This window comes from Chenggangzhangella methanolivorans, from assembly GCF_019797865.1.
GTDB classification, from domain to species: Bacteria; Pseudomonadota; Alphaproteobacteria; order Rhizobiales; family Methylopilaceae; genus Methylopila; species Methylopila methanolivorans.
On record NZ_CP081869.1, the window covers coordinates 4,269,926 to 4,292,548 of the forward strand.

Here is a 22,623-nt window from a genome sequence, read left to right on the forward strand (position 1 = left end):
CCGACGTGCGGCGCTGATAGGCTATCTCAATGACCCAGAACACCGAGTTCCCGGCGACCTCCAGCGTCGCCACCCTCACGATACCGGCTGATTCCGAGCTTCTCGCCAAGCTCGACGGCTGGATCGCGGCTCACCTCGACCCGATGTCGCGCGAAGAGGCGGCGCGGGCGCTGCTCGCGGCGGCTCTGTCCGGGGCCAAAACGACCAAGCGCCGACGGCCTCTATTCGGTCCCGTCGACGCCCCAATGGTCCGCGCTGGACGCAAAATGAAAGCGGCGGGCGCTCGCGCCGGCTCTTCGAAGAGCGGCAATCGCTGACGCGTCGCTTCAGCTGGCCAATATGCGGCCCACGCTACGTCCGCTAATGGGATGGACCGGCTGCTTCCCTCGGCGGGTTAGCCTTCAAGGCTGTTGCCCGCGAAGACCTGGAGAAGCAGCCCATGCAAACGACCCGCGAAACCACAACGCCCGCGCTGACATCCGTCGGAATCGATATCGGCAAGGACGTCTTTCACGTCGTGGGTTTTGGCCCCGACGGGAAGATCGCGTTCCGGAAGAAGATCCGACGGCTTGCCCTCGTCGAGACGTTCAGGGCGCTTCCGCCCTGCATCGTCGGAATGGAGGCCTGTCTGAGCGCGCACTTTGTCAGCCGGACGCTGCGTGAGCTCGGCCATGAGCCTCGGATCATTCCGGCGATCTACGTGAAGCCCTTCGTGAAGGGCCAGAAGAATGACTACAACGACGCAGAGGCGATTGCTGAGGCGGCATTGCGGCCGAACCTAAACCTGGTTCGGGAGAAGACGCAGGATCAGCTCGATCTCCAATCCTGTCATCGAGTGCGCTCGCGGCTGGTGTCCCGCCGCACCGCGACCATCAACCAGATCCGCGCTTCCTGATCGAACAGGGCATCGCGGTCAGGACAGGTTCGCGCTCGCTGCGCAACTCGCTGTTCGAGATCTTGAGGAACAGGGAGAGCGAGATCTCGCCGCGCATGCACGACCTGATCGTTGGGCTTTATGAGGACTGGCTCTGGTTGGACGAACGCATCGAGACCATCACCCGTGAGATCGAGCAGATCAGCCAGACCGAAGAGAACTGCCGTCGGTTGATGAGCGTGCCGGGTGTCGGGCCGCTCATCTCCACCGGCGTGGTCGCCGCGATCGGAACGGGCGAAGCCTTCGAACGCGGACGCGATTTCGGCGCCTGGCTCGGCCTTGTGCCGCGGCAGTACAGCACTGGCGGGAGGTCGATCCTCGGGCGCATCTCGAAACGCGGCAGCCGCTATCTGAGAACGCTGTTCATCCAGGCTGCGAACGTCATCCTCATGCGGCCGCAGAACTGGGAGCGGTTCAGCTTCGGATCGTGGCTGAAGGAAGCGGCGACGCGCCTTCACCGCAACAAGCTGGCGACGGCGCTGGCCAACAAGCTCGCCCGCATCGCCTGGAGCGTTCTACGTCATGACAGGGCGTTCGACGCTCACCCTGTTGAGGCTACGGCGATCTGAAGCCGTAGCCTCGTTAAGTTCGCGACCGAGAACTGCATGGAACGGATCGATCAACGCGCTCGGAGTCTGATGACCCGACCTGTCCGGTGCGCTTGGCGACCTGTCCGCTAATGAGACCCAAATGCGCGTGCGTATTCCCATCAAGGCCACGGCCCGCGAGCCGATCAAACAGGCCGGATACATATCAGCGACTTCCGCACCAGCACGCCTCAGTTGCGAACAGCAGCCGGTCCACACATTCGGGTCAGACTTGGTCTTTCGCCCAGGTCGTCGCGAAGGCGACGAGCGCCACCACCGGCGCCGCCGCGAAGCAGTATTCGTGGATGTAGGTGTAGGCGAAGGCCGCCGCGCCGCACCCCACGGCGAAGGCCCCGATCGACGTCGCCGTCAGGCCGATGCGCTTGCGCGTCGGGGCGCGCTTGTCCGCCGGCAGGCCGCGGGTGAAGTCGGCGATGTCGATCATCATCTGGGTGGTGGAGCCGGTCAGCACCGTCGAGGGCGGCAGCGCCGTCAGCCGGGTGCGGTGGAGCGCGTTCTGGATCGCCATGGCGGCGACGATCACGAGGCCGGTCGCGACCGCGGGCGCGGCGTCGCCGTCCGGGAAGGGGCCGAGCTTCAGGAACAGCCAGGCCCCGACGCCGAGCAGCGCCGCCTGCAGCAGGAACATCAGCCTGAGCGCCGGCCAGCCCTTACGGTCGATCGCGAGGCCGAGGGTGCGGGCGAGCAGGATCACGACGCAGAAGGTCGGCAGCGCCAGAAGCTTGGCCAGCACGCCGGTCGTGCCGAACGCGAAGGAGGCGCCAAGCGTCACGAAGTTGCCGGTGACGTGGGTGGTGAACAGCCCATGCAGCGCGAGGAAGCCGGCGGCGTCCACATAGCCGGCGTTCAGGGCGAGCAGAGCAAGGAGCGCGAGCCGCATCGAGGGCCTCTCCGGAACGTGCGCGTGACGAAAGGCCTGCAGCGTCCTGCCGCTCTGGTCAACCAGACGCTTGCGCACGACGTATGCCGACCATGAGCGAGCGCGACATCGAACGAAACCGTCTTACGGCCCGCATGGGCCGCTACGCCCGGGTCGGGGCCAATGTCGGAGGCGTCGCGGCGCGGATCGCCACCGCGCAGTTCCGCGGCCGCGCCGAAGGACGCGACCAGCGCGCGGCCGATCTTCGCGCGGCGCTCGGGGGGCTGAAGGGCCCGATCATGAAGGTGGCGCAGCTGCTCGCCACCATCCCCGACGCGCTGCCGCCCGAATACGCCGCCGAACTCTCCCAGCTCCAGTCCGACGCCCCGCCCATGGGCTATGGTTTCGTGCGCCGCCGGATGGCGGCGGAGCTCGGTCCGGACTGGCTGGAAAAATTCGGGTCGTTCGAGAAGGAGCCCGCCGCCGCCGCCTCGCTCGGGCAGGTTCACCGCGCGACGACGGTCGACGGACAGGCGCTCGCGGTGAAGCTGCAATATCCCGACATGGCCTCGGCGGTGGAGGCCGATCTCGGCCAGCTCCGCCTGCTGTTCGACCTGAGGGGGCGGTTCGACAAGTCGATCGACACGAGCCAGATCGTTCAGGAGATCGGCGCGCGCATCCGCGAGGAGCTGGACTATCGTCGCGAGGCCAAGCACGCCGCGCTCTACGCCCGCATCCTCGCCGACACGCCCGAGGTGCGGGTGCCGGGCGTCCATCGCGCGCTCTCGACCGGACGCCTGCTGACGCTCGACTGGCTCGAAGGCCGCAAGCTGCTCGAGTTCAAGGAGGCCTCTCTCGAGATCCGCAACCGCCTCGCCGTGGCGATGTTCAAAGCGTGGTGGCGGCCGTTCTCGACTCATGGCGTGATCCATGGCGACCCGCATCTCGGCAACTACGCGGCTTATCTCGAAGACGGAGAGCCGCAGGGCATCAACCTGCTGGACTATGGCTGCATCCGCGTGTTTCCGGCGAGCTTCGTCGGCGGGGTCGTGGATCTCTATGAGGGGCTGCGCGACGGGGACGACGCGCGGGTCGTCCACGCCTACGAGACCTGGGGCTTCAAGGGCCTCAAGCGCGAGCTGATCGACGTGCTGAACATCTGGGCGCGCTTCATCTACGGCCCGCTGCTCGACGACCGCGTGCGCACGATCGCGGACGGCGTCTCGCCCGGCGAGTATGGGCGAAAGCAAGCGTTCCAGGTCGCGCAGGAGCTGAAGAAGAAGGGTCCGATCACCGTGCCGCGCGAGTTCGTCTTCATGGACCGCGCGGCGATCGGGCTCGGCGGCGTCTTCCTGCATCTCGCCGCCGAGCTGAACTTCTCGCAGCTGTTCCGCGACGCGATGGCGGGCTTCTCGGTCGAGGGCGTGGCGGCGCGCCAGCGGGCGGCGCTCGAGGCGGTCGGTCTCGGCGGCGACGATCCGTCTCCGTCCCGTCCCTGATCAGGGACGGGACGGTTGGGCGAACTCGCCTGGCGTCACTGCGCCCGCCGCACCACCGAGATCGCGTAGGCCGGGGAGCGGATGGCGAACATCGGGTCGTCCTTCGGCCCCTCGACGCCTTCGGCCAGGATCGTCGGGTCGAACGTCTGTCCGTCGCAGGCCGAGGCCTGCTCGATTTTGGCGATCTCGACGGTTCCAAGCGTCGTGGCGGGGCGGCTCTCCTCGTCGGGCCACATCGCGGTGACGTCGTTCATCGGGTCGCCGTCCTTCGTCGGGATCGCCACGAGGTCGAACACGACCGGGCCCTTGGCGAGCCGCTCGGTCAGCTCGGCGACATAGAAATCCTTGCCCTTGGCCTTGGCCTCGTCGTCCGTGAGTCCGGGGGCCTCGGCCTTGGGCGTGAATTTCAGCTTCGCGACGGTCGCCTTGCCCGAGGCGTCCGTGAGCGTGAAGGCGTGCGCGCCCCAATAGGGAACCGTGGCCCAGCTCGCAGGGATCGGCTTTCCGGCGAGCCATTTCGACTGGTTGGCGGCTTCGGGGTTCGCAGCCGTGAAGGCCTTGATCTTCTCCTGGTCGGGCTTGCCGTCCGGCCCGGGCGCGCGCGCCTTGAAGCCGGCCAGCATCTGGTCCGGGTTCTTGGCCCCGAACACCGGAGCCGAGATGAACACGAATTCCGAGGCGTCCCCCTCCGGATCGATGCGGAGCGCGAAGCCGCGCGTGACGCCCTTGGTGAAGTCCGGGATGGCGGGATTGCCGCCGCCCATCGAGAACCGGGCGACGACCGGCAGTTCGGCCTTGGCGAACATCGCCGACTTCGACATGGCCTTGCCGTCGGCGGACGGCTTGAAGGTTCCGGCCACGCACTGGCCCTTGGCGCCGCTGATGCGCGCTTTGTGCTTGCCCGCCACCGCTTCCTGCGCGTTGACGATGGCGTTGACGTCAGGCGCCTGCGCGAGGGCGGGAGCGGCGAGGGCGAGGGGGCCTGCGAGCGCAAGCGCGAGGCGAAAGGACGGCGTCATGGGGGGATCTCCCGGAGGCCGGACCCTGATGGCCACGCCTGTCGCCCACGCTCTGCGCGTTTAGAACCGTTTTCAACTGGAGCTTGGCCGCGGTCCGCGGAGCCGTACGAGCGACGACAGGCGGTCGGAAACTGACGCCGGCGTCAAAGTCGTCGATCGCGCAATGGATTGGCGCGCGACCGGCCGCTTGCGGCCTTTCCGGTCCGGCCCAGGCGGTTCACGCTGTTGTCATCGCCTGAGCGTCGGATAAGCCGCCGCGGCGCTCGGGCGCGACGCTGGACCATGTGTCCTGGACCGTCGCCCGATCAGCTGATTTTCCGTCCGAATCCGCGGCGTTTGGCCGATTGCCCACGCCCGCCGTTTCGGCTAAACGCGATTTGAAGCAAGCAACAAGAACGCCGAGGAAAGCCTGCATGGCCGAGCACGCTCCGACCGAATACGCCACCGCGACCGGCAATGACTACGCCGAGCACGAAGGCACCTACTCGCTCGTCATGAAGCTCTCGAAGGTCGCCACCGCGGCCGTCATCCTGATCGTGATCTCGCTCGGCATCGGCGGCGTCACCGGCCACTGGGGCCTGTGCGGTCTCGGCGTCGTCGCGGCGCTCGTCACCGGCGTGATCGGCGGCCTCAGCGAGAAGGGCACGATCCTTCCCACCGTCGTCGCGGGCGTGGCCGTGGTCGGCCTCTGGCTCCTGATCAAGTGACCTGACCGGCGCGGCGCCGTCACGGGCGCCGCGCCGATCGACGTTTCGAAAGGCCGGACCGCGAGGTCCGGCCTTTTTCATCTCGGGCCGCCGGCCCGCGCAGAGTTTCGAGTTCGCCCGCATGACAGCCGAGCCGCAGCGTCTCCTCGTCCTCGTCCGCCACGGTCAGAGCCAGGACAACGAGCGCGACCTGTTCTCCGGCCTGCGCGACCCGTCCCTGACCCCGCGCGGCGTCGAGGAGGCGCGCGCGGCGGGCCGGGCGTTGCGCGAGCTCGGCCTGAGCTTCACCCACGCCTTCACGAGCGTCCTGACCCGCGCCCGCCAGACCATGGCGCTCGCGCTCGAGGAGCTCGGCCAGGCCGATCTCGCCGTGCGCGAGGACGCAGCCCTCAACGAGCGCGACTACGGCGCGCTCGCCGGTCTCAACAAGACCCAGGCGCGCGCCCGCTTCGGCGCAGAGCAGGTGCGGATCTGGCGCAAATCCTACGACGCCGTGCCGGAGGGCGGCGAAAGCCTCGCCATGACCGCCGCGCGGGTCTGGCCGTTCTACGAGCGCGAGATCGCGCCGGCGGTGAGGGGCGGGGGCCGCGTGCTGGTGGTCGGCCACGGCAACGCGCTGCGCTCGATGCTGATGCGGCTCGACGGCGTGGATCCGCAGGCGATCGAGGAGGTGAACATCGGCACCGCCGAACGCCTCGCCTACACGCTCGCCGAGGACGGCGAACGGCTTGTGAAGACCGAGCTGCGGCCGTTCAGGGCCTGAGCCTTCACCGCCTCATATGCTCGAGCGCGGTTTCGAGCGCAGCCGGCGAGACGCGGATCCAGCCGGAGAACGGCGCGTCCATGTCGAGGATGAGGTAGAGCGCCGCCGAGATCAGCGCCGCGCCGGCGGTCATCCACACGGCCACCACGACGTTTGGGGGCGCGCGATACGCGAAGCTCGCGAAGATCAGCGACACCCACCCCACCAGCACCACGATGAGCTGCGGCGGCATGGTGCCTTCCCAGTGCTGGATCAGCGTCCAGCGCAGCTCGGTGATCTTCTGGAAGCGTTGGCGCCACTCGGCCTTGAGCTGGAGGTCCTCGGGCTCGTCCGCCTCGATCTTGCGCATAGCCGCGCCGACCTCGTCGAGCTGGGCTTCGGCGGCCTCGTCCTCGACCGTCACGTCGCGGCCGACGGCGTCCCTGGGCCATGTGCCCGCGACCGCGCGCTCGACATAGCTTGCGAGCTTGGCGCGGGCCTCGGCGGTGTCGGGGCCATGCGCGCGCAGCGAGCGGTCGAGGATGATGATCTCGGTCGCGAAGGAATGGACGTTGTGGTCGATGGCGTCGAAGGTCGTCTTCGACGAATTGATCAGCAGGCCGATCGCCATCGACGTCATGGTGACGAAGATGGTGGCCACCAGCTTGATGACGTTGTGGGTGTCGTCGCGCTGCAGCCGCTCGGGCAGCCGCGAATAGACCAGCATGCAGCCGAACGACGCGCCCGTCAGGCAGAGGAAGGTCGCAAACGCGATCAGAAGGGGAGCCACGGCCCGCATCTCCGGATGAGTCGGCCGTCCCCGCGGCCGCGCCGGACCATAGGCGCCTGCTGGTTGACGTATCGACAACCGCTTTGAACCCTCCTAACCTCCGTCTCGGTCCGAGGGGCGTCCCGCTGCGATGCGGGGCTGAGATGGCGACACGCCGATCCCTTAGAACCTGATCCGGGTCATGCCGGCGAAGGGACGGGAACCTGCGAGCGGCGAGGCCATCACGGCCGATCGACCATTCGCCCCAGACTTTGCGTCGAACTCCCCCGGATCTCCGAAACGAGAAGCATTCGAGGAGGAGATCCCGCAATGAACGTCCATGTTCCGCCGAAAGACGCGCGCGCCGCGCCCGACAGCGTCACCACAGGCCCGATCGAGGGCTCGCGAAAGGTCTACGCCGCGCCGGCTTCGCATCCCGAGATGCGCGTGCCCTTCCGCGAAATCCGGCTGACCGACGCCAACGAACCGCCGGTCCGCGTCTACGATCCGTCCGGCCCCTACACCGAGACCGACGCGCCCATCGACCTGAAGAAGGGGCTGCCGCTCGTCCGCGAGCCGTGGATCGCCAAGCTCGGCCTCGAAACCATTCCCGGCCGGGCGGTCAAGCCCGAGGACAACGGCAATGTCGGCGCCGACAAGCTGGTGGCGGCGTGCCCGGCGATCCGCGAGATCCGCCGCGCGCGGCCCGGCCAGATGGTCACCCAATACGAGTTCGCCCAGGCGGGCGTCATCACGCCCGAGATGGCCTATGTGGCCCACCGCGAGAACCTCGCCCGCGAGGCCGCGCTCGACGGCGCCAACATCCGCCATGCTGACGGCGAAAGCTTCGGCGCGAGCGTCCCGGAGTTCGTGACGCCCGAATTCGTGCGCGACGAGATCGCCCGCGGCCGCGCCATTATCCCGGCCAACGTCAACCACCCGGAACTCGAGCCGATGGCGATCGGCCGGAACTTCCTGGTCAAGGTCAACGCCAATATCGGCAATTCGGCCGTGACCTCGGGCGCGGCCGAAGAGGTCGAGAAACTGGTCTGGGCGACCCGCTGGGGCGCGGACACGGTCATGGACCTGTCGACGGGCCGCAACATCCACAACATCCGCTCGTGGATCATCCGCAACTCGCCGGTGCCGATCGGCACCGTGCCGATCTACCAGGCGCTCGAAAAGGTCGACGGCGACCCGCTCAAGCTCGATTGGGAGGTCTTTAAAGATACCCTCATCGAACAGGCCGAGCAGGGCGTCGACTACTTCACCATCCACGCGGGCGTCCGCCTGCGCCACGTGCCGCTGACCGCGAACCGCATGACGGGCATCGTCAGCCGCGGCGGCTCCATCATGGCGCGCTGGTGCCTCGCGGGGCATCGCGAGAGCTTCCTCTACGAACGCTTCGACGAGATCTGCGACATCTGCCGCGCCTATGACGTCTCGTTCTCGCTCGGCGACGGCCTGCGCCCGGGCTCCATCGCCGACGCCAACGACGCGGCGCAGTTCGCCGAGCTCGAGACGCTGGGCGAGCTCACCAAGATCGCCTGGGACAAAGGCTGCCAGGTGATGATCGAGGGCCCCGGCCACGTGCCGATGCACAAGATCAAGGAGAACATGGACAAGCAGCTGCGCGAATGCGGCGAGGCCCCGTTCTACACGCTCGGGCCGCTCACGACCGACATCGCGCCGGGCTACGACCACATCACCTCCGGCATCGGCGCCGCGATGATCGGCTGGTTCGGCACCGCGATGCTCTGCTACGTGACGCCGAAGGAGCATCTGGGGCTGCCCAACCGCGACGACGTCAAGACCGGCGTCATCACCTACCGGATCGCGGCCCACGCGGCCGACCTCGCCAAGGGGCACCCGGCCGCGAAGGTGCGGGACGACGCGCTCTCCAAGGCGCGCTTCGACTTCCGCTGGGAGGACCAGTTCAACCTCTCGCTCGACCCCGACACGGCCCGCGCCTTCCACGACGAGACGCTGCCGAAGGACGCCCACAAGGTCGCGCATTTCTGTTCGATGTGCGGGCCGAAGTTCTGCTCGATGCAGATCACGCAGGAGCTTCGCGCAGAAGCCCGCGCGATGGGCGACAACGCGGCCAAGGCGCTCGAAGCCGAGACTCTCGCGGCGCGAGACGGCATGGAGGCGAAGTCGAAGGAGTTTCTGGAGACCGGCGGCAAGCTCTACGTCGACGCCAAAAGCTGACGGTCCGGGCCTCCTCCCTCGCGCTGCGCGAGGGAGGAGGCCGTTTCCGCCTGTCGCGACGGATCCTTCTGTCCCATATCCGCGGCATGACGGGATCCGCATCAGGGGAGCGCGCAGCCTTCGCCCGGGGCTTCACGCTTCTGGACCGGACGCTCGGCGCGCCGCGTCCCAATTCGCGCCTGTGGACGGTCGTGGACGTCGCCTACGGGCACGCGACCGACTGGCGGTTGCGGGTGACGCTCGAAGACCATCGGGAAACGACCGTCTGGTTCGAGAATCCCACGGTCTTCAGGGTGCTGGACGACGGCGAGCTGCTCGACTATTGGGGCCGCCGCAGCGAGGAGAACGTCGCAGTCGGCACGCTCTACAGCATCCGCGAGAGCCCGTTTCTCGCTCAGCTTGGCGCAGGGGTGACGGCGCAGTCGCTGGGCGTCGGCGAAAGCCTCACCCATTACCTGATCGCGGGCATGGACGTCTGCGTCGAGGTGATCTCGGGCGCTCCCCCGACATTTGCGGACGAATCCGGACAGCCGGCCGGGCGCGGCGGGTCGGACATCCGTAGTCGCCCGTAGTGTTGCGCCGCCCGACGCTTTGCTAGCGTCCCTGGCCATGGCGGGAGGCGGCATGTTCAGGCTCATTGCGGTGGCGTTCGCCACGATGCTCCTGGCGTGCGCGCCCCGCGCCGCGTCCGCTCAAGACGCGGCGATCGGGGAGCCGGACCTCTCGCCCGGCGAGGTCGCCGCGGCCAAGGCCGCATGCGCCAGCCAGACCCCGGGGCGGCCCGCCAGCGGCTCCATCAAGCGCTACGTCGAGACCTTCGTCGCCGCGCATACGGAGTACGATCCGAAGACCTGCAAGCCGCACGGAGCCGGAGAGTGGCTGCCGATCGACAAGCAGCCGTGCGATCTCGGCGCCGGCTGCGGAATGATGTCGACCGGCGTCCTCCAGAACCGCCCGCTCGCGAGCGGCGCCTGCGCCGGCCGCACCTACAACTTCGCCTCGCTCTGCTACACGTGGATCCTGCATTCGAACCTTTATCTGCGCGACCGGATCGCGGCGATGTACGTCCCGCCGCAGATTTCGCCGGTCACCGAGACTTTCGAGTTGAAGGTCAAGCTCGTGAAGCCCACCAGCGAGGCCAGCGAGTTCACCCGCTGGTTCGAGGACGGCCTCGGACTGTGGCAGCAGAAGCTCGCGGCCGCCGCTGACAAAGACCTCAAATGGTCGGGCACGAGCGTCAAGGAGACCAGTCCGAGGCCGGAGAAGAAGACCAACGACACGTGCTGGTGCGCCGGGTCCACGATCCTGCCGTTCTACGAGATCAGCGGCGGCGAGTGGACCGTCGACGAAGACACGGGCGAGTGGGGACCGGACGGCGTCGGCTGGAACACGGACGCGATCGACTATTATCGCGAGAAGCGGCGGGCCCCTTGCGGGACGAGATTCCGCCAGCAGATGCAGTTCATGGTCGTCGACACCCATCCCGACTGGGAGAACTACGGGAAGATGAACGTGCTCGGAGGCTCGTTCGATAACCGGACGATGACGTCGCTCCGCGCCGGGCTGTCGAAGACGCGCGAGTACAAGGTAGTCGCGAAGAAGGCGCGGCTCGCCTGCAGCAAGATCCGGTTCCCGGACCTGCCGCCCGCCGGGCCCGGGGCCATGGCCGTGATCGACGATCCCCGGCCGGTCGCGGCCGCCGCGATGGAGATCGAGCGCGTCTCGGGACGCGCGATCTCCTACGAGGACGCGCCCTTCCGCGACCGGCGCGCGATGGCCTCGATGGTCGAGGCTGCGGAGGGCGACGCGTTCTTGGCGCCCCGGGGCGACGTGCTGACGACGCCGATGCCGTCCTCGCCCGACCAGGCCGCGGCCGCCTTGCGGGCGGCCGTCGTCCGCTACGAGGCGGGCCGGCCGGTCGCCGCCTTCGACGTCATCGAGGACGGCATGATCCGGGTCGCGCCGCGGGCCGCCGTCGACGCCTCGGGCGCGATGCGCCCTCACGCCCGCGCTCGACCGAAGGATCAGCCTGAAGGCGAAGCCCCGCACGGGCATGGAGCTGCTCGGCGATCTGCGCGAGGCGGTGGCGGCGGCCGAGGGACGACGGGTGCTTATCGGCACGGTTCCGACCGGCCTGCTGTCGCGCCTGAAAGTCGGTTTCGGCGCGGCCGACGAACCGGCGCGCGCGGCGCTGGCGCGGCTCGTCGCGGCCTCCGGCCGCAAGATGGCGTGGAAGCTGCTCTACGATCCCGGCTTCGACGACTATGCGCTGAACCTGACCGTGGTGGACTGACGGCGTCGCGCCGTCAGTTTCGGGTGTAGCTCGTGCCGCGCTGGCCGCCGACGCGGCTGAAGCCTTCGAGCGCGCGCTTGTCGCTTGGATTGAGGTTCAGCGCCTGCGCGTAGGACGCTCGCGCGTTGCCGAGCTCGTTGCGCTTCTCGAAGGCGGTCGCTCGGCCGAGCCACGCGTCGATGTTCTTCGGCGCGAGCGTGCGGGCGGTGTTGAAGTCGTCGATCGCGGCCGCGTAGTCGGCGAGCGCGAGATAGCTCATGCCGCGCCCGATATAGGGCTCGGCCTGCGTCACCGAGATCGCGGTCGCCTTGGTGAAGTCGTCGATCGCTTCTTCCTGCCGGCCCTGCGCCTGGTGCACGAGGCCGCGATTGTGCCAGGCCTGCGCGTTGTTCGGGTCGAGCTGCACCGCCTTCTCGAAGTCGGCGAGCGCCATGTCGGTGCGCCCCGTCGAGCGGTAGATGTTGCCGCGGCCCACATAGGCGGCCGAATAGCTCGGTTCGGCGTCGATGGCGCGGTTGTAGTCGGCGAGGGCTTGCCCGGTGTCGCCCTTGGAGCGATAGGCCAGCGCACGGTTGGCGTAGGCCTTGGCGAAGTTGCCGTCGATCTGGAGCGCGCGGTTGAAGTCGCCGATCGCGTTGTCGTACTGGCCGAGCCGCGCATAGGCCGAGCCGCGCATGTTGAGCGCCTGCGGGTCGTTCGGGTTGCTGGCGACCACCTGGGAGAGCGAATTGAGGTCGGTCGAGCGGGCCGCGTAGACGTCGGGGTCGACGTCGCGGGCCGAACCGCCGCCGCCCATGGTCTCGCAGCCGGCGAGCGCGAGCGAGGCCGCGAGCAGCAGGCTTGCGTTCCGGAGGCGGACGGAGCCGGGACGACCGATCATGGCCTCACTCACCTGTTCGCTGTGCGGTTTGGAATCCGCCACAGACACAGGCGGATTGCGGCGACATTGCGTTAGCCCGCGGCAAAGCGGGCCGCTCCTGCGCCTGAAACGCCAAAACGCCCGTCGGCGTCGCCGAACGGGCGCTTTTTTTCCAAAGCTCGTCGCGCCGCGGAAGCCCGCGGCGGCCGACTCACTTCTTCTTCTGCGGCAGCAGGCCTTCGCGCTGGGCGCGCTTGCGGGCGAGCTTGCGGGCGCGGCGGACGGCCTCGGCCTTCTCGCGGGCGCGCTTCTCGGAGGGCTTCTCGTAGTGGCCGCGGAGCTTCATTTCACGGAAGATGCCTTCGCGCTGCATCTTCTTCTTGAGGGCCTTCAGGGCCTGATCGACATTGTTGTCGCGGACGAGAACCTGCACGTGTCGCCTCAGTCTGGTTTCGATATCGCGGCCTTCACCGCGTCAAAAAAACAAAAAGACGACGTCCACGCGGATCGCGCGCGGCGTCATCGTTGAGTCGTGTCTAGCAAAGGGCGGGGCGCTTGTCCATGCGGGAGGACGTCTTCCAGGACAGTGTTGAGGCCCAAAGGTTGGGCGTTCTCCCGTCCCTGGGACAGGGGAGGGCAGGCTGGGGCGCGGTTCAGGAGAGGGCTGGACAAATCGGGCTGCCGCGGCCGTCATCTACCGGCGCCCTAGACCGGAGGCCATCCCTCCCGCCACGCCGCTTCGCGGCGCGCCGCCCTCCCGAGCCAACTCCGCCGTTGCGGAGTCGGCCATTCAGAGTGGGCAAGTCGGAAACATCCGACTTGCCTGCGAGGGAGGGAGAAGAGCCGTCACTTCACCCGCGTGACGTGCCCCATCTTGCGGCCCGGCGCCGGCTCGCCCTTGCCGTAGAGGTGCAGGGCGGCGCCGGGCTCGGCGAGCAGCTCGCGCCAGCGATTGGCCTCGGCGCCGAGCAGGTTCGTCATCACCACCTCGCCGCGCGTGCGGGTCGAGCCGAGCGGCCAGCCGGCGATCGCGCGGACATGCTGCTCGAACTGGCTCGTAGCCGCGCCCTCGATGGTCCAGTGCCCGGAATTGTGCACCCGCGGGGCGATCTCGTTCACCACCACGCGCTCGCCCGCCGGTCCGTCGACGAGGAACAGCTCGACGCCGATGACGCCCACATAGTCGAGCGCCTCCACGATCTTCTTCGCGATCGCAATGGCGGAGGCGGCGGTCTCGGGCTTGATCGCCGCGGGCACGTGGCTCGAGCGCAGGATGTGGTTCTCGTGGCGGTTCTCGACGATGTCGTAGGCCGCGAAGTCGCCGCCGCGCCCGCGCGCCGCGATCACCGAGACCTCGGCGCGGAACGGAACGAAGGCTTCGAGGATCGCCGGCTGGCCGCCCATCATGGCGACCGCCTGGTCGATGCCGAGACCCTCGCGCACCAGCACCTGGCCCTTGCCGTCATAGCCGAAGCGCCGCGTCTTCAGCACCGCGGGACGCCCCACGGCCCCGAGCGCGGCCGCCATCGAGGCGCGGTCGTCGACGGCGGCGAAGTTCGGCGTCGGCAGGCCGAGGTCGCGCAGGAAGGTCTTTTCGACGAGCCGGTCCTGCGTGGTCGCAAGCGCCCGTTCGTTCGGGAACAGCGCCTTGTGGGCCGCGACGAGCTTCGCGGTCTCGGCCGGCACGTTCTCGAACTCGTAAGTGACGACATCGACCGAGTCGGCGAACAGCGCGAGCGCGGCCTCGTCGTCGTACGCCGCGACCGTGCGCTCGGCCGCGACGTCGAAGGCGGGCGAGTTGGGGTCGGGCGCGAACACGTGGGTCTTGAGGCCAAGCGGGGCCGCGGCGAGCGCGATCATGCGGCCGAGCTGGCCGCCGCCGAGAACCCCGATGCGGCAGCCGGGGGTGAGGGGAAGGGCGACCGCCATGACCTTAGCCCTCCGAAACCGGCGTCTCGGCGACGCCGCCGGTCTGCGTCGCGCGCCATGCGTCGAGCCGCTCAGCCAGCGGCTCATCGGAGAGCGCGAGCACCGAGGCCGCGATCAGCGCGGCGTTGATCGCGCCGGCCTTGCCGATCGCAAGCGTGCCGACCGGAACGCCGCCGGGCATCTGGACGATCGACAGCAGGCTGTCGAGGCCCGACAGCGTATGGGATTGAACGGGCACGCCAAACACCGGCAGCGGCGTCATGGCCGCCACCATGCCCGGCAGATGCGCGGCGCCGCCCGCGCCTGCGATCACCACCTTGAAGCCGTCGGCCTTGGCGCTCTTGGCGAAGGCGACCAGCCGGTCGGGCGTGCGATGCGCCGAGACGATGCGCGCCTCATGGCCGACGCCGAGCGCGGCGAGCGTCTCGGCCGCATGGCGCATCGTCGCCCAGTCGGACTGGCTGCCCATCACGATGGCGACGGGCGTCTGTTCGGCGCGGGCCTCCGCGGCCATTGGTCATGCTCCGGAAAGAGAGGGTTTTTGAGGCGGCGGACGATAGGCGCCGCAGACGCGCGAGGCAAGCGCGCCGTCCGGACGCGCCGACCTTTTCGCCGTCGCGCAGAACGGCGATCCGCCTTCGAGGCCCGCCGAAAGAACAGGGGCGCCTCTGGCGGTCGACGGCTTTGTCCGACTTTGGTCGCCGGGCTAAGCCGTCGGCGCAGCGGAGATCTGCGTCACCGCCCGCAATAGACCAGCACGTTGAAGGGGCGATCCGAGAGCTGGCCGCTCAGGTTGTAGGTCCTGACTAAGATGGAGTCGACCTCGCCGCCATTGTAGACCGATATCGATCCGGGCTCGTCAGGCGCTCCGAACCTGCTGCCCTGGGTCGCGGAAAATGTGCAGTCGTAGATGCTGCGGCCGAAAATGACGAAGTAGAGGCCGGGCCCCTCCCTTCGCGTTGCGACCACCCCTTCTCCGCCGTCGAGTTGGCCGTCCTTGAAAACGCGCGCCGACATCGTGGCGACGCCGAACTGGGCCATCGCCTGCGTGAAGCCGGCGGCCGTCGAAACGACGACCAGCGCGGCGACCAAGCTTCTCTTCGCGAAGGTCGTCATGTCGATCAATCCTGGCACTTCACGAGAAGGCTGAAGTCACGTTTGGCGAGCGCGCCTTTCGCGTCGAAAGTGCGGACTTCGAGCACACGCGGATCGGACGGCGGAGTCGACTTGCCGAGTTCTACGCCGACCGATCCTGCCGAGCGGCCGTGGATCGAGCCAAACCACCCGCATTTGTCGATCTGCCGGTAGAACTCGATCTCGAACACGCCCTTTTCCTTTCTCACGGACGAAACGATTCCGGACGTTCCCCCGATCTGCTTTCCGGCGCTCGAGAAATGGCCCCAAAATTCAGCCGTGCCGGTTCCTTCGCCGGGGCGGGCCGAGGCGGGCAGGGAGACTACGAGCGCGATCGAAGCGGCAAGCGCGATCGACGACAATCTGCTCGACGGCATTTCGCCTCCATGAATACCTTAAGTAGTATTTGGTTAGATAGTCATTAATATGCAGTCGACGCAAGCTCGATTTTGCCGCTGATTGCTTTCCGACGCGACGCAGGAGGAACGATCTTTTTAGTTGATTTAGATCATGTCTGGACGAGCGACGTCATCGCGCCGATCCGCTGTTGCGGAGGACATCGAACGTCGTCGTGGTCGCGAAAGCCCGTCACGCTCCTTGCCCTCAGGCGATGATGTCGGGCGTCAGCCTGTCTTCGAGAAAGATGATGCGGTCCTTGAGGCTCAGCTTGCGCTTCTTGAAGCGCTGGATCTGAAGCCTGTCCCCGGCGCCGAGCTTCTCGAGCGCCTCGATCGCGTTGTCGAGGTCGCGATGCTCTTCGCGCAGCCGGGCGAGCTCCTCCCGGGCCGCCGCTTCCTCGGCCCGCGCCTCGTCGTCCCGCACCGCCATTCGCGCCCCGCCGTTCAACGCACAACTGTCACGCCACGCCGACTATCGCCCGCGGCCCACCGGGCGGCAAGCCGGGGCGCGCCCACGGGCGTAAACCGGACGGTAAGCCTCCCACGTCGCTGTGAAGAATCGGTAGGCCGATGTGCATCGACAGCGTGACGGGACCGTGACATGATTCCGCTCGTCTATCTGAAACAGGGAGACGTGCTTGATGTCTATCGAGTCGCACATCGCCGAGCTCGAAAAGAAGCATCGCGCCATCGAGAAAGAGATCGAGGTGGAGATGATGCATCCGAACTCCGATGAAGTTAAGGTTTCGTCCCTCAAGCGTAAGAAGCTTCGCATCAAGGACGAAATGGTGCGCCTCAAGTCTCCGGAGCCCACGCTCCACTAGCATCACGCGTTACACAGTTTACGTGAACTTCGCGCCGCCGGTCTCCTCGATCGGCGGCGTTTTCGTTTGGGCGATATTGCTCTCGCGAGCGTGAGCCGAGCTCGCTTGCGACGCGAATCGGCTACGTATAAACCCGTATCCGCCCGCCGCTTCCGGCGCCTCGATCCTTGGAGGGAGAACGCATGACCACGACCGTCATCGCCGTCGCCTCCGGACGCATGCGCCTCGCCGGCCGATAGGTCCGCGGACCGCGCGGTCCACCGGGCCGCGCCGCAGCCGACGACGTCTCTCCACCGATTTCGACAGTTTCGGGCGTTTGATCGAACGCTGGCGTGCGGCCGCCATCGACGCCGCGCGCCTGACGCTTCGCGCGCCCCCAATCTGGGAGGCGGCCGCCGCTCAAGCGCGGGGCCGCGCCGTTTCATGACCCGATCTCTTCGGACCTCCGGAGCGAGCCCGTTCCTGCGGGTGCTCGGCTTCGTCTTCTCGCACTGGCGCCGCCAGCCGAAACGCCTGGCGCTCGTCGGCGGCGCGATCGCGGCCGCGACCGCCGCCGACCTCGCGATCCCGGTCTTCGCCGGCCGTCTCGTCGACGCGCTCGCCTCGGCCGACCGCGCGGCGGCGCTCCAGGCCGCGCTCGACGCGCTTTGGCTGATCGTCGCGCTGGGCTTTGCGATCGCGCTGTTCCGCCACGTCGCCTTCGAGGCGATCGTGCACATGACCCAGCGCCTGATGCGCGAGGTCGCGGCCGAGGCCTTCGCGCGCGTGCAGCGCTTCTCGACCGACTGGCACGCCAACAACTTCGCGGGCTCGACCGTGCGCAAGATCACGCGCGGGATCTGGTCCATCGACCAGTTCAACGACATCCTGCTGGTGGCGCTCGCGCCTTCGCTCGTCGTCCTTGTCGGCGCGACCGCGATCCTGGGCGCGTACTGGCCGGCCATGGCCTCGTCACGCTCGTCGGCTCGCTGCTCTATGTGGGCGTGACGGTCGCGGCCTCGCTGCTCTGGGTCGCGCCGGCGGCCCAGCTGTCGAACGCCTGGGACACGCGGCTCGGCGGCGCGCTCGCCGACGCCGTCACCTGCAACGCGGTGGTGAAGGCCTTTGGGGCGGAGGCGCGCGAGGAGGCGCGGCTCGGCTGGCTGATCGGCAAGTGGGGGCGGCGCACGACCCGCACCTGGATGCGCTCGGTCTGGAACAACACGTTTCAGAACGCGGCGCTCGCCGCCTTGCGCGCCGCGATCCTCGGCGTGGCCATCTGGCTCTGGTGGCGCGGCGAGGCGAGCGCGGGCGACGCCGCCTTCGTGCTCTCGATGTTCTTTGTGATCTACGGCTATCTCCGCGACGTCGGCATGCATGTCGCGGACGTGCAGAGGGCGGTGAACGATCTCGAGGAGCTCGTGGCGCTGCACGACGAGCGGATCGGCGTCGGCGACCGTCCGGACGCGCGGCCGATCTCGGTCGGGCAGGGGCGCATCGCCTTCGAAAACGTCACGTTCCACTACGCCGGCCACGTCGAGCCGCTGTTCCGCGGACTCGACGTCGAGATCCGGGCCGGCGAGCGCGTCGGGTTGGTGGGCCGCTCGGGCTCGGGCAAGACGACTTTCGTGAAGCTCGTGCAGCGGCTCTACGACGCCAACGAGGGCAAGGTGACGATTGACGGCCAGGACGTCGCCCGCGCCACCCAGTCGAGCCTGCGCGCCCAGGTCGCGATCGTGCCGCAGGAGCCGATCCTGTTCCACCGCACGCTCGGCGAGAACATCGCCTATGCGCGGCCCGGCGCGGGCCAGGCCGAGATCGAGGCGGCGGCCAAGCTCGCCAACGCCCACGAGTTCATCTCGCGCCTGCCGAAGGGCTACGGGACGCTGGTGGGCGAGCGCGGCGTGAAGCTGTCGGGCGGCGAGCGGCAGCGCGTCGCGATCGCCCGGGCGTTCCTGGCCGACGCGCCGGTGCTGATCATGGACGAGGCCACCTCGAGCCTCGATTCGGAGTCCGAAAGCCTGATCCAGCAGGCGATCGAGCGCCTGATGGACGGCCGCACCACGATCGTCATCGCGCATCGGCTATCCACGGTGCGCGCGATGGACCGCATCTTCGTGTTCGACCGGGGGCGGATCGTCGAGCAGGGAACGCACGAGGCGCTGCTCGAGCGCGAGGACGGCGCCTATCGACGCCTGTTCGAGCGGCAGTCGGGCGGGCCCGGCGAAGGGATCGCGGCGTAAGCGCAAGGAGCGAAGGACGATGCGGACGCTGTTTTATGTGGGCCTGATCTTCGCGCTCGTCGGCGGGCTCTTCACCGTCGTCGGCGCCGGGCTCGGGATCTATCAGAACCGGGCCTACGAGGGGCTGAGGGAAGCCTCCGGCCGGGTCGTGGCCAACGACTACAGCCGCGACTCGGACGGCGACGGCGGCTATCGCGCGGTCGTGCGCTTCGAGACCGCCGACGGTCGGCAGGTCGACATCCGCAGCCGCGTGCGCTCCAGCCCGCCGGCCTTCGACGTCGGCGAGAGCGTCGTGGTGCGCTACGATCCGGCGGTCCCCGACAGCGCGCGCATCGACAGCTTCATGGAGCGATGGTTCGGGCCGCTGATCTTCGGCGGGCTCGGCGGCGTGTTCCTGGCCATCGGGCTCGGCCTTCTGATCGCCCGCGGCCTGTCGCGGCGGCGCGACGCGCGGCTCAGGGAGACCGGCGACCGTCACGTCGGGCGGGTTCTGGGCGTGGCGCGGAACCCGAGCGTGCAGTTCAACCGTCAGGCGGCCTGGCGCGTAGAGGCCGAGTGGAGCGACGGGATTACCGGAGAGCGCCGCGTCGCGCTGAGCCGCAACCTCGACTTCGACCCGTCGCCCTGGCTCAAGAGCGACGTGCCGGTCTTCGTCGACCGCACGAACCGCGGCCGGACGCTCGTCGACGTCTCGGAGATCGAGGCGGCCGCTTCGAGATGAGGGCGCCGCCCTTCTTGTCCCGGACGTGATCCGGGACCCAGAACCGACGACGGCCGCCGGATGGGAACTCCCGGCGGCCGTCGCGTCTTCTTGAAGCGATTTCGTCTCTGGATCCCGAATCAGGTCCGGGACAAGCAATGGGTCAGCGCACCACGACCTTCGTGCCGAGCGGAACCCGCGAATACAGATCCTCGACGTCGAAATTGATCATGCGGATGCAGCCCGACGACATCGCCTTGCCGATGGTCAGCGGCTCGTTGGTGCCGTGGATGCGGAACAGCGTGTCCTTGCCGTCCTTCCACAGATACATCGCGCGGGCGCCGAGCGGGTTCTCCGGGCCGCCGGACATCCGCAGCGGAAGGTCCGGGCGGCGCTCCAGCATCTCGGGGGGCGGGACCCAGTCGGGCCATTCCTGCTTGTTCTGGACCGTGGCCTCGCCCGACCAGCCGAAGCCTTCCTTGCCGACGCCCACGCCGTAGCGCAGCGCCGTGCCGTTCGGCTGCACGAGATAGAGATAGCGCTGGCCGGTCTCGATCACGATGGTGCCGGGCGCCTCGCCGGTCGGATCCGGGATCTCGGTCTTGCGGAACTGCACCGGCAGGGCCGTCGGATAGTTCTTCGACATCGCGAAGGCGATGGCGGCCTCGCGGGAGCCGCCGCCGCCCGTCGTCGCGCCGCAGCCCGCAAGGGCGATCGACGCGGCCACGACGCCAAGCGCCGCGGCGCTTCGCGTGAACCCGAAACGTACTCTGGTCATCTGACGCTCGCCCAACACGCGGCGGTCGCCCGCACGCGCCACGCAGCCTCGCGGCCGCCCACTTCCCCGATCCATGAATACACTGAAGTCTTGCGGGCAAGTGAAGAGCATGGGCCCGCGCCCCGGCGTTTGCGCGCGCCTCGTGTCCGCTGCGCCACATGACGGCGGCGTGATCTGCAGGCGCCGAAGCGATGATCACTTTTGCGCCACGTTTCCGTCAGGTCCGACGCACGCCGCTGGGCGCCGCCGAAGCGCAAGGAGCGTCACGAAAATGTGAGGCCGGAGGCGGGCGGACGTGAAAGTCAAGCGCAGCAAGCGGCCGCGCGCTTCTTCGAAGATCTTGCCGGGCGTGTAGCTTTCCTCTCGCGAAACAAATTCGCTTCGTTGGCGCCCGGTTTGCCTCGCACGCCTTGGGCCGCCTCGCGTCGATCGCCGGGTTGGTCCGTCACGGGGATCACGGGGAAGACGGCGCATGACAGAGCACCTCACAGCTCTCACAACAATCTTCACGGAGTTTTACTTCTTTCTGACCGTCGTGTTGATGTTCTTCATCCACGTCGGCTTCTGCATGTATGAGGTGGGCGCCGCCCGCACCAAGAATGTGCAGCACACTCTGCTGAAGAACACGATGGCCATTCCGCTCGTCGGGCTGTGCTTCTTCCTGTTCGGCATGTGGATCTACATCGCGTTCCAGGGCTGGCCGGTGAACAGCCTGTCGCTCAGCTTCGAGACGGGCTTCGAGCCGTGGTCGCAGAAGATCGCGCCGAACCTCACCGACCGCATCTCGGGCGTGTTCTGGGCGGCCTTCGCGCTGTTCGGCATGACCGCGGCCTCGATCGTCTCGGGCTCGCTCATCGAGCGCACCAAGACCTCGGCCTTCTTCATCATCGCCATCTATGTCGGCGCGATCGCCTGGGTCATCCCGGCGGCCTGGGCCTGGGCCGGCAACGGCTGGATGGCCCAGTATCTCGGCTTCCACGACCAGTATTGCTCGGCGATCCTGCACTCGGTCGCGGGCTTCGCGACGCTCGGCGTGCTCATGCATCTCGGCCCGCGCATCGGCAAGTTCGCCGCCGACGGCACGCCGCGCGAGATCCCGCCGCACAATCCGTGGCTGGTGACGATCGGCCTGTTCATGATCTTCATCGGCTTCTGGGGCTTCTACGCCGCCTGCCACGTGCCGATCGTGAACGTCGCGGCCGAAGGCGCCACGCCTTACTTCACCGCCACCAACATCTATGGCGTGCCGATCACGCTCTCGGGCGTCGTGATGAACTTCTCGCTCGCCCTCTTCGGCGGCATGGTCACGGCCTACATCGTCTCGAAGGGCAACCCGTTCTGGACATATTCGGGCGGCCTCACGGGCCTGATCTCGGCCTCGGCCGGCAACGACTTCTACCACCCGGTCATCGCGCTGGTGATCGCGGTCGCCGGCACGATCATGGCCTACAAGCTGCACTACTGGGTCGAGAAGAAATACAAGATCGACGACGCCGTTGGCGCGGTCGCGGTCCACGGCTATTGCGGCCTGTTCGGCGGCGTGGTCGCGGGCTTCGCGCTCTGGGGCTATCCGGCGATCATGCCGTCGGCCGGCGTCGCGGTGACGCTCGCGGACGGCGCCGGCTGGTTCGGCGTCAACGCGGAAGGCCTGCCGATCGTCACCGATCGGCAACCTGATCGGCTCGCTCGTCTTCGCCCTCGGCTTCGGCTTCGCGCCGGGCTGGGCGCTCGGCAAGGTCCTGTCCTCGCTCGGCATGCTGCGCGTGTCGCCCGAGAAGGAGCTGCTCGGCCTCGACGGCAAGCACGTCGCCACGACCTACCCGGCGCATTCGGGTCTGGAGGCCGAGTTCGAGGCCATCCAGCGCGCCGAGGCCAAGATCTGATCATCGCGACATAAGGAGACAACTCATGAGCACTGGCATCACGTCCGTCGCCAACCTCCCGGAGCTTGCGGCGATGTATCCCTTCGCCGGCTTCGAGTGGCTGTTCACGCTGATCGTCGTGGCCTTCACGGTGATCTTCATCATGAAGCAGATCGCGATGGACAAGGACGAGTCGGCGGAAGCCGCGACGTCCCCGATCCCCGCGACCACGATCGCGCCGGCCGAGTAAGGGCGGAAGCCGTCCCCCGGGCTCGA

General features: G+C 68.1%; 22 protein-coding genes, 2 pseudogenes and 1 riboswitch. Of the genes and pseudogenes, 13 read left to right on the forward strand and 11 right to left on the reverse strand.

Annotated elements, in window-relative coordinates:
* Window positions 1-29: 29 nt before the first annotated feature.
* Together K6K41_RS22400 and K6K41_RS22405 are read left to right on the forward strand one after the other, a co-directional pair.
* Window positions 30-317 (forward strand): hypothetical protein, encoded by a 288-nt coding sequence (locus tag K6K41_RS22400; protein ID WP_261402342.1) that lies wholly within the window; start codon window positions 30-32, stop codon window positions 315-317.
* Window positions 318-439: 122 nt separating this feature from the next.
* Window positions 440-1,503 (forward strand): annotated as a pseudogene (locus K6K41_RS22405) (IS110 family RNA-guided transposase).
* A 244-nt stretch (window positions 1,504-1,747) separates the two neighbouring features.
* Here the strand turns inward: K6K41_RS22405 and K6K41_RS22410 are convergent.
* Complete coding sequence (locus tag K6K41_RS22410) at window positions 1,748-2,422, reverse strand: YoaK family protein (protein ID WP_261402343.1); 675 nt, start codon at window positions 2,420-2,422, stop codon at window positions 1,748-1,750.
* Window positions 2,423-2,514: 92 nt separating this feature from the next.
* On the opposite strand from K6K41_RS22410, the gene K6K41_RS22415 reads away from it, so the two are divergent.
* Window positions 2,515-3,900, forward strand: a complete 1,386-nt coding sequence (locus K6K41_RS22415) for an ABC1 kinase family protein (RefSeq protein ID WP_261402344.1) — start codon at window positions 2,515-2,517, stop codon at window positions 3,898-3,900.
* A gap of 35 nt (window positions 3,901-3,935) precedes the next feature.
* Here the strand turns inward: K6K41_RS22415 and K6K41_RS22420 are convergent, their stop codons facing one another.
* Entirely contained in the window at window positions 3,936-4,919 is a 984-nt protein-coding gene (locus K6K41_RS22420; protein WP_261402345.1) for a catalase family peroxidase, read from the reverse strand.
* A gap of 413 nt (window positions 4,920-5,332) precedes the next feature.
* Here K6K41_RS22420 and K6K41_RS22425 point away from each other — a divergent pair, with 413 nt between their 5' ends.
* A complete protein-coding gene (locus K6K41_RS22425; protein ID WP_261402346.1) occupies window positions 5,333-5,626 on the forward strand; it encodes an aa3-type cytochrome c oxidase subunit IV in 294 nt (97 codons plus the stop codon).
* 121 nt (window positions 5,627-5,747) lie between these two features.
* A complete protein-coding gene (locus K6K41_RS22430; RefSeq protein ID WP_261402347.1) occupies window positions 5,748-6,389 on the forward strand; it encodes a 2,3-bisphosphoglycerate-dependent phosphoglycerate mutase in 642 nt (213 codons plus the stop codon).
* A gap of 4 nt (window positions 6,390-6,393) precedes the next feature.
* Here the strand turns inward: K6K41_RS22430 and K6K41_RS22435 are convergent, their stop codons facing one another.
* Complete coding sequence (locus K6K41_RS22435) at window positions 6,394-7,158, reverse strand: bestrophin-like domain (protein WP_261402348.1); 765 nt, start codon at window positions 7,156-7,158, stop codon at window positions 6,394-6,396.
* A gap of 103 nt (window positions 7,159-7,261) precedes the next feature.
* Window positions 7,262-7,371: riboswitch (TPP riboswitch) on the forward strand.
* A gap of 96 nt (window positions 7,372-7,467) precedes the next feature.
* Here K6K41_RS22435 and thiC point away from each other — a divergent pair.
* From thiC to K6K41_RS22450, 3 genes are all read left to right on the forward strand, one after another.
* Window positions 7,468-9,348 carry a phosphomethylpyrimidine synthase ThiC gene (gene thiC / locus K6K41_RS22440; protein WP_261402349.1) on the forward strand — a complete coding sequence of 627 codons (1,881 nt, stop codon included), beginning with the start codon at window positions 7,468-7,470 and terminating at the stop codon, window positions 9,346-9,348.
* 86 nt (window positions 9,349-9,434) lie between these two features.
* Window positions 9,435-9,920, forward strand: a complete 486-nt coding sequence (locus K6K41_RS22445) for a hypothetical protein (protein WP_261402350.1) — start codon at window positions 9,435-9,437, stop codon at window positions 9,918-9,920.
* 52 nt (window positions 9,921-9,972) lie between these two features.
* Window positions 9,973-11,670: a hypothetical protein gene (locus K6K41_RS22450; protein ID WP_261402351.1), complete on the forward strand. Its 1,698-nt coding sequence runs from the start codon at window positions 9,973-9,975 to the stop codon at window positions 11,668-11,670.
* Here the strand turns inward: K6K41_RS22450 and K6K41_RS22455 are convergent.
* The 7 genes from K6K41_RS22455 to K6K41_RS22485 form a co-directional block, all read right to left on the reverse strand.
* A complete protein-coding gene (locus K6K41_RS22455) occupies window positions 11,655-12,521 on the reverse strand; it encodes a tetratricopeptide repeat protein (protein WP_261402352.1) in 867 nt (288 codons plus the stop codon). The genes K6K41_RS22450 and K6K41_RS22455 overlap by 16 nt on opposite strands.
* Before the next feature lie 190 nt (window positions 12,522-12,711).
* Complete coding sequence (gene rpsU, locus K6K41_RS22460; RefSeq protein ID WP_128775521.1) at window positions 12,712-12,933, reverse strand: 30S ribosomal protein S21; 222 nt, start codon at window positions 12,931-12,933, stop codon at window positions 12,712-12,714.
* A gap of 413 nt (window positions 12,934-13,346) precedes the next feature.
* Window positions 13,347-14,429: a 5-(carboxyamino)imidazole ribonucleotide synthase gene (locus K6K41_RS22465; RefSeq protein ID WP_261402353.1), complete on the reverse strand. Its 1,083-nt coding sequence runs from the start codon at window positions 14,427-14,429 to the stop codon at window positions 13,347-13,349.
* A 4-nt stretch (window positions 14,430-14,433) separates the two neighbouring features.
* Window positions 14,434-14,943, reverse strand: a complete 510-nt coding sequence (gene purE, locus K6K41_RS22470) for a 5-(carboxyamino)imidazole ribonucleotide mutase (RefSeq protein ID WP_261402354.1) — start codon at window positions 14,941-14,943, stop codon at window positions 14,434-14,436.
* Window positions 14,944-15,164: 221 nt separating this feature from the next.
* Window positions 15,165-15,545 (reverse strand): hypothetical protein, encoded by a 381-nt coding sequence (locus K6K41_RS22475; RefSeq protein WP_261402355.1) that lies wholly within the window; start codon window positions 15,543-15,545, stop codon window positions 15,165-15,167.
* Between the two features lie 5 nt (window positions 15,546-15,550).
* Window positions 15,551-15,925, reverse strand: coding sequence for a hypothetical protein (locus K6K41_RS22480; RefSeq protein ID WP_261402356.1), 375 nt, complete (start codon window positions 15,923-15,925; stop codon window positions 15,551-15,553).
* Between the two features lie 241 nt (window positions 15,926-16,166).
* Complete coding sequence (locus K6K41_RS22485; RefSeq protein WP_261402357.1) at window positions 16,167-16,391, reverse strand: YdcH family protein; 225 nt, start codon at window positions 16,389-16,391, stop codon at window positions 16,167-16,169.
* 211 nt (window positions 16,392-16,602) lie between these two features.
* Between K6K41_RS22485 and K6K41_RS22490 the strand changes: the two genes are divergently transcribed.
* The 3 genes and pseudogenes from K6K41_RS22490 (at window position 16,603) to K6K41_RS22500 (ending at window position 19,728) form a co-directional block, all read left to right on the forward strand.
* Window positions 16,603-16,785, forward strand: a complete 183-nt coding sequence (locus tag K6K41_RS22490; protein WP_261402358.1) for a YdcH family protein — start codon at window positions 16,603-16,605, stop codon at window positions 16,783-16,785.
* A 423-nt stretch (window positions 16,786-17,208) separates the two neighbouring features.
* Window positions 17,209-19,007: pseudogene (locus K6K41_RS22495) on the forward strand (ABC transporter ATP-binding protein).
* A 19-nt stretch (window positions 19,008-19,026) separates the two neighbouring features.
* The gene (locus K6K41_RS22500; protein ID WP_261402359.1) at window positions 19,027-19,728 is read left to right on the forward strand and encodes a DUF3592 domain-containing protein; all 702 of its coding nucleotides are present in this window, start codon (window positions 19,027-19,029) and stop codon (window positions 19,726-19,728) included.
* Window positions 19,729-19,870: 142 nt separating this feature from the next.
* Here K6K41_RS22500 and K6K41_RS22505 read toward each other — a convergent pair whose 3' ends face one another.
* A complete protein-coding gene (locus tag K6K41_RS22505; protein ID WP_261402360.1) occupies window positions 19,871-20,485 on the reverse strand; it encodes a L,D-transpeptidase in 615 nt (204 codons plus the stop codon).
* Window positions 20,486-20,957: 472 nt separating this feature from the next.
* Between K6K41_RS22505 and K6K41_RS22510 the strand changes: the two genes are divergently transcribed.
* Both K6K41_RS22510 and K6K41_RS22515 read left to right on the forward strand, forming a co-directional pair.
* Entirely contained in the window at window positions 20,958-22,382 is a 1,425-nt protein-coding gene (locus K6K41_RS22510; RefSeq protein WP_261402361.1) for an ammonium transporter, read from the forward strand.
* Between the two features lie 11 nt (window positions 22,383-22,393).
* A complete protein-coding gene (locus K6K41_RS22515) occupies window positions 22,394-22,597 on the forward strand; it encodes a hypothetical protein (RefSeq protein ID WP_261402362.1) in 204 nt (67 codons plus the stop codon).
* Window positions 22,598-22,623: the final 26 nt, after the last annotated feature.